The organism is uncultured Roseicyclus sp., assembly GCF_937892565.1.
GTDB lineage: Bacteria > Pseudomonadota > Alphaproteobacteria > Rhodobacterales > Rhodobacteraceae > Roseicyclus.
This window is the reverse complement of sequence record NZ_CALAHQ010000100.1, coordinates 21,086-27,452: the sequence shown is the minus strand read 5'-3', so window position 1 is coordinate 27,452 and position 6,367 is coordinate 21,086. Positions and strand designations below refer to the sequence as shown.

4 protein-coding genes are annotated in these 6,367 nt (G+C 63.9%); 1 reads left to right on the top strand and 3 read right to left on the bottom strand.

All coding sequences use genetic code 11. The features are described 5' to 3' along the window. The first annotated feature begins 181 nt into the window (after nucleotides 1–181). The gene (locus Q0094_RS13995) at nucleotides 182–1,192 is read left to right on the top strand and encodes an asparaginase (RefSeq protein ID WP_297620873.1); all 1,011 of its coding nucleotides are present in this window, start codon (nucleotides 182–184) and stop codon (nucleotides 1,190–1,192) included. On the opposite strand, the gene Q0094_RS13990 is transcribed toward Q0094_RS13995, so the two are convergent. The 3 genes from Q0094_RS13990 to serA all read right to left on the bottom strand — a co-directional run bounded on the left by Q0094_RS13990 (nucleotide 1,173) and on the right by serA (nucleotide 6,299). After that, complete coding sequence (locus tag Q0094_RS13990) at nucleotides 1,173–3,317, bottom strand: ATP-binding protein (RefSeq protein WP_297620872.1); 2,145 nt, start codon at nucleotides 3,315–3,317, stop codon at nucleotides 1,173–1,175. The genes Q0094_RS13995 and Q0094_RS13990 overlap by 20 nt on opposite strands. Nucleotides 3,318–3,401: 84 nt before the next feature. Beyond that, nucleotides 3,402–4,577, bottom strand: coding sequence for an acetyl-CoA C-acyltransferase family protein (locus Q0094_RS13985; protein WP_297620870.1), 1,176 nt, complete (start codon nucleotides 4,575–4,577; stop codon nucleotides 3,402–3,404). A gap of 126 nt (nucleotides 4,578–4,703) precedes the next feature. Continuing rightward, nucleotides 4,704–6,299 (bottom strand): phosphoglycerate dehydrogenase, encoded by a 1,596-nt coding sequence (gene serA / locus Q0094_RS13980; protein WP_297620867.1) that lies wholly within the window; start codon nucleotides 6,297–6,299, stop codon nucleotides 4,704–4,706. Between the last annotated feature and the right edge of the window lie 68 nt (nucleotides 6,300–6,367).

Sequence of the window (6,367 nt, the reverse complement as noted above, 5' to 3'; positions counted from 1 at the left end):
CCGATAGACCAGTGTTTCATCCGTAAAGAGCCTCCGCCCCAACTGCCTCTGGTCTGCGCCCCGTTTTTGGTTCAGGAAACGGTGGGGCGGCAGACCTTATCCAGAAGAACCCTAATGGAAACTGTGCCGCAGAAAAAGCCCCGGTAGCGGAAAATTGCCGGGACGTGAAGCGGAGGGCATCATGGGCGTGAACGCCGAACGGCTGGTCGAGGTCTGGCGCGGGGATTTCTGCGAAAGCGCCCATCATGGGCATGTGGCGGTCTGGCATGCCGATGCCGGCCTGATCTGGGAATTGGGCGATGCGCAGGGCGTGATCTTGCCGCGCTCCTCTTCCAAGATGGTGCAGGCGTTGCCGCTGATCGAAAGCGGTGCGGCCGATGCCTGTGGATTGACCGACGCGCATCTGGCGCTGGCCTGCGCATCGCATCAGGGCGCGGCTGTTCACACCGACATGGTCACGCGCTGGCTGGCCGATCTGAACCTGTCCGAGGGCGATCTGCGCTGTGGTGTGCAATGGCCCAATGATGAGCCCGCACGCAATGATCTGATCTGTGCCCATTGTGGGCCCGATCAACGCCACAACAATTGCTCGGGCAAACATTCGGGCTTTTTGACGCTTTCCAAGCATCTGGGTGGGGGCCCCGAATACATCGATCCCGACCATCCGGTGCAGCGCGCCGTGCGTGCCGCATGGGAAGACGTGACCGACGAGGCCACCCCCGGTTATGGGATCGATGGCTGTTCCGCCCCCAATTTCGCGTCAAGCCTTGCGGGATTTGCCCGTGCTTTGGCGATGTTTGCAGCGGCACGGGATGGCGCGGATGCGCGCCAATCGGCCATGGTGCGGCTTCGCAACGCAATGATGGCTCATCCCCATCTTGTCGCGGGCGAAGGGCGTGCCTGCACCAGGCTGATGCGCGTGATGGGCAACCGCGCCGCGATCAAGACCGGCGCCGAGGCGGTGTTTGCCGCGATCATCCCCGAACACCGGATCGGCGTCGCGCTGAAGATCGCCGATGGCAGCACCCGCGCGTCCGAGGCGGTGATCACCCAGATCCTTGGCGCGCTGGGCGTGATCGACCCCGATGATCCGGTGGCGCAAAGCTACACGACCGGCCCGATCCGCAACTGGCGCAAGGTGGAAACCGGGCGCTACCGCGTGACCGACCCTGTCACGCGCTGGCGCCCTTGAAGCCGATGATCCCGCCCAGCGCCGCAGGCGCATGGGTGCGGATCGCGGCATGCAGATCCGCCTTGTGCAGCGGCTTGGCCAGATAGCTGTCGATGCCTGCCTGCATGATGCGCTCGCGGTCGCCCTCCATCGCATGGGCGGTCATGGCGATGATCGGCACCCGCGGCAGGCCAAATTCCGCCTCATGCGCGCGGATCGCCTGGGCAAGCGCGATGCCATCCATCTCGGGCATGGAGATATCGGTAAAGATCATGTCCGGCCGCGACGCCAGATAGGCCTGAAGGCACAAGGTGCCGTTTTCGACCAGATCAAGCGCCAGATCGATCCCCTTGAGCATGGCCCGAAACACAAGCTGATTGGTCTTGTTGTCCTCGGCCGCCAGAATGCGCAACCGGGGCTTGGGCTGTAGCACCGCCGCTTCGGCCACTGGCCCAAGCAAGGCGTCGCGAAGATCACGCAGCGTCACATCAGGCCCAAGCGGCTTTACCCCGTCTTGCAGATCGGCCTGCCCCTTGGCACACCCAAGGCACAAGATCGGTCCAACCATGCCGCCGCCACGCAGCGCGGCGATCATTCCGGGCGTCAGGGCATCGGCCGCCACGATCACCGCATGCGCCGTGCTTTGGCCATCCGTCACGCCTTCGGTCTGAACCAGTCGCGCGCGCAGACGCGACAGATGCGCGACAATCGGATCGGGCAAGACCCCCCCGCCCGCGATGAACCAGACCTCGGCCCGGTCGGGCGGCAGCGGCGCCACGGGGTCTGCCCGCGCGGTGCGATCCACCCCCAGGCTGAGCGACAGGCCGAAACACGACCCGCGCCCCAGCGCCGAATCCAGCCAGATCTTGCCGCCCATCAACGCGACGAGCCGCCGGGTGATGGCCAGCCCCAGCCCCGTACCATCGAACCGGCGATTGGCATCGGCCTCGACCTGATTGAATTCGCCAAAGACATGGGCCTGCATCTCGGGCGCGATGCCGGTGCCGGTATCTTCGACCAGGATACGGATCGGCAGCACATCGGGCGATTGCGGGCTGGGCACGCCCACCACACGCACGGTGACATGGCCCGCTTCGGTGAATTTCACCGCGTTGCCGATCAGGTTGGTCAGGATTTGCCGGATGCGCCCGGGATCACCGATCATCCGCTCCGGCACGAAGATGTCGTAATCCAGGCGCAATTCCAGCGGCTTGCCCTCAACCCCCGGCCGCATCAGGCGAAAGATCTCAAGGATCAGCGCCTGAAGATCGAAGCTTTGGGAATGCAGCACCATCTTGCCCGCGTCGATCTTTGAATAGTCGAGGATGTCGTTGATGATCACCAACAGGGCCTCACCCGAATTGCGGATGGTATCGGCATAGAGCCGCTGTTCCTCGGTCAGGGCGGTGTCGCGCAACAGATTGGCCATCGCCACGACGCCGTTCATCGGCGTGCGGATCTCGTGGCTCATGTTGGCCAGAAAGGCCGATTTTGCCCGTGTCGCGGCCTCGGCCCGGTCGCGGGCGCGTTCCAGATCGACGGCGCGGCGGATCGTGTCGGTGATATCGAGCGCCAGGCTGACGACATCGCCCTGCGGGGTGCGCTTGTCGATCAGGCGCACATAAACGCCGTTGAACAGGCGGATGTCGGTTTGAGGGATCTGCGCGCCATCCCATCGCGCGATCATGCGTGCGACCCAGTCATCGGCGGCTTCGCCTTGCAGATCGATCAACCCCTCTTCGACGGCGATGCGCAAGATCGCCGGATAACTTGCGCCCGGGATCACATCCATGAGCCCGGAAAAGGCCCCCATCCATGCCGGGTTGCCGACCACCAGCTTCGCGTCGCGGTCGAAAATGGCAAAGCCGTCCTCGACGGCACTCAGCGCATCCCAAAGCCTGCGCTCCGCGATCACCGCCTTTTCGGTCGCCACCTCAAGCGCGGCCTGTGTGCGGCTGGACCGACCGATCAGGGCGGCGTTTTCCTCACGCTGGGCAATGACGGTGTGAGACAACGCATAGGCATGTTCCGAGAGTTTCTTGTTGGCGGACTGCAATTCATCGGATCGTTGGGCAAGCAAGCGCTCGGCCAACAGCCGGGCGCGGCGTTCCCGCGCAAAACGCTCTTCGAACCCTCTGATGCCCATACCCGTCACACGCCCTTGCCGACGGGGCACAGAGTGGCCCCTTGGGCTGAAGAAACGGTTAATCGCGCCCGGGTGCGCCGGGTATCAGAGCCGTTCGATGGCCAAGGCGATGCCCTGACCCCCGCCGATGCACATGGTGATCAACGCGCGTTTGCCGCCGATGCGGTCAAGCTCATAAAGCGCCTTGACGGTGATGATCGCCCCTGTTGCCCCCACCGGATGGCCCAGCGCGATGGCGCCGCCGTTGGGGTTCACGCGCGCGGGGTCCAGCCCCAGCCCCTTGTTCACCGCCAAGGCCTGTGCGGCAAAGGCCTCGTTCGATTCGATGACGTCAAAATCAGCAATCGACAGCCCCGTGCGCGCCAAAAGGGCTTGCACCGCGGGCACAGGGCCGATGCCCATCACCTCGGGGCGCACGCCGGCATGGGCATAGCCCAGGATGCGCGCACGCGGTGTCAGGCCCGCTGCCTGCGCGGCATCGGCGCGCGCCAGAACCAAGGCCGCTGCGCCGTCATTGATGCCGCTGGCATTGCCTGCGGTCACCGTGCCGTCTTTCTTGAATACGGTTTTCAAGCCGCCCAACGCGTCAAGGCTGGTGGCCTTGGGGTGTTCGTCGGTGACGAATGGCACCATCTCGCGCTTGATCTGGATTTCAACCGGCACGATCTGGTCGGCAAAGCGGCCTTCGGCAATCGCGCGCGCCGCGCGGGTCTGGCTTTCAAGGGCAAAGCCATCTTGTGCGGCGCGGCTGATGTCATGTTCGGCGGCGACGTTTTCCGCCGTTACCCCCATATGCCCGGTGCCAAAGGGGCAATGCAGCGCGCCGATCATCATGTCGAGCGCGCGCACATCGCCCATCTTTTGCCCAAAGCGTGCCGCTTGCACGATATGGGGACCGTTCGACATGCTTTCCGCGCCACCCGCCAATCCGAAATCGGCATCGCCCATCGCCAGCGACTGGATCACCGAAACGATCGCCTGCGCGCCCGAACCGCACAACCGATTGACATTCATCGCAGGCGTGGTGTCGGGAATGCCCGCCTCGATCGCGGCGATGCGCGACAGATACATGTCGCGCGGTTCTGTGTTGATCACATGGCCAAAGACCACATGCCCGATCTGGCCGCCCGCAACACCGGCACGCGCCAGCGCCGCACGCGCCACAACAGCACCCAACTGGGTCGGCGCGACCGAGGCCAAGGCCCCGCCAAAGGTGCCGATCGCCGTGCGTGCGCCCGACAGGATGACGATATCGTCCATCTGAAAAACCCTTCCCCATGTCGGGCGGCGTCGCGCGCGCCCTGCAACCTGACTGTCAGAGATGTTTCTGGCGCAAAACGGGCGCCCGCCGCAAGCTGATGCGGCGGGCATTCGGGCGCGTGGCTCTCAGACCGCGTCGAAGTGCAGCGCGCGCACCTGTTGGAACACCCCCGTCTCGCGCAGCGCGGCAAGAGCCGCCGGCGCGGGCGCTTCGTCAAGATAGAGCATCGCGATGGCATCGCCGTCGCGCGCCGACCGGCCAAGGGTGAAGTTGGCGATGTTCACCCCATGCTCGCCCAGGATACGGCCCAGCGTTCCGATCACGCCCGGCACGTCGCGATTGGTGGTGTAAAGCATGTTCGCCCCGATCTCGGCGTCGATATTGATGCCCTTGATCTGGATGAAGCGTGGCTTGCCGTCGGAAAACACCGTGCCAGCGATGGACCGCGTGCGTTCATCGGTGACCACGACCAGCCGGATATAGCCATCGAACACGCCGGTCTTGTCTTGGGTGGTGGTCGAGATGTCGATCCCGCGATCCTTGGCGATGATCGGGGCGGAAACCATGTTCACATCCGGGTTCGTGGCCTTCATCACCCCGGCAATCGCGGCACAGTTCAGCGCCTTGAGGTTCATGTCCTTGGAAACGCCGTTGTAGACCACTTCGATCGACTGGATCGGCTCATCGGTCAGTTGGCCGACAAAGGCGCCAAGATGCTCGGCGAGCTTGAGCCAGGGGCCCATGATGCGCGCTTCCTCGGCGGTGACAGAGGGCATGTTGAGCGCATTCGACACAGCCCCCGACAGCAGGTAATCGGCCATCTGCTCGGCCACCTGAAGGGCCACGTTTTCCTGTGCCTCGGTGGTGGCGGCGCCCAGATGCGGGGTCACGACCACATTGGGCAGGCCGAACAGCGGATTTTCCGTTGCCGGTTCTTCGGCAAAGACGTCAAAGGCCGCACCCGCGACATGGCCAGAGCGGATCAACCCGGCCAGCGCGGCCTCATCGACCAGACCGCCGCGCGCGCAGTTGATGATGCGCACGCCTTTTTTGGTCTTGGCCAGATTTTCCGCCGACAAGATGTTGGCGGTCTTTTCGGTATAGGGCACATGCAGCGTTATGAAATCGGCGCGCGCCAAAAGCGCGTCCAGATCCAGCTTGGTCACACCGATCTGGGCCGCGCGCTCTTCGGACAGGAAGGGATCATAGGCCACCACCTTCATCTTGAGGCCAAGACCACGGGCGCACACGATCGAGCCGATATTGCCCGCACCGATCACCCCCAGCGTCTTGCCGGTCAACTCTACCCCCATGAAGCGGGATTTTTCCCATTTGCCCTCATGGGTCGAGGCATTCGCCTCGGGGATCTGGCGGGCGACGGCGAACATCATCGCGATCGCATGCTCGGCCGTGGTGATCGAATTGCCAAAGGGCGTGTTCATCACGATGATGCCCTTTTTCGATGCGGCCGGGATGTCGACATTGTCGACCCCTATCCCTGCGCGCCCGATCACCTTGAGCTTGGTGGCGGCCGCGATGATCTTTTCGGTGACCTTGCTGGCCGACCGGATCGCAAGACCGTCATAGTCACCGATCACGGCGAGCAGTTTTTCCTTATCCTTGCCGATGGAGGCATCAAAGGTCACGTCGATCCCGCGATCGCGAAAGATCTGGACGGCGGCGTCCGACAGGCTGTCAGAAATCAGAACTTTGGGGGCCATGATGGGCACTCCTTGTTGCGGTGCGGGCCGGTCGCCCCTTGGCGGACCGGCGCATGCGTATTTGGGGA

Excerpts from the sequence above, each read along its gene's own strand:
- Q0094_RS13990 (WP_297620872.1), bottom strand. The coding sequence starts at position 3,317 with ATGGGCATCAGAGGGTTCGAAGAGCGTTTTGCGCGGGAACGCCGCGCC.
- Q0094_RS13985 (WP_297620870.1), bottom strand. The coding sequence starts at position 4,577 with ATGGACGATATCGTCATCCTGTCGGGCGCACGCACGGCGATCGGCACC.
- serA (WP_297620867.1), bottom strand. The coding sequence starts at position 6,299 with ATGGCCCCCAAAGTTCTGATTTCTGACAGCCTGTCGGACGCCGCCGTC.
- Q0094_RS13995 (WP_297620873.1), top strand. The coding sequence starts at position 182 with ATGGGCGTGAACGCCGAACGGCTGGTCGAGGTCTGGCGCGGGGATTTC.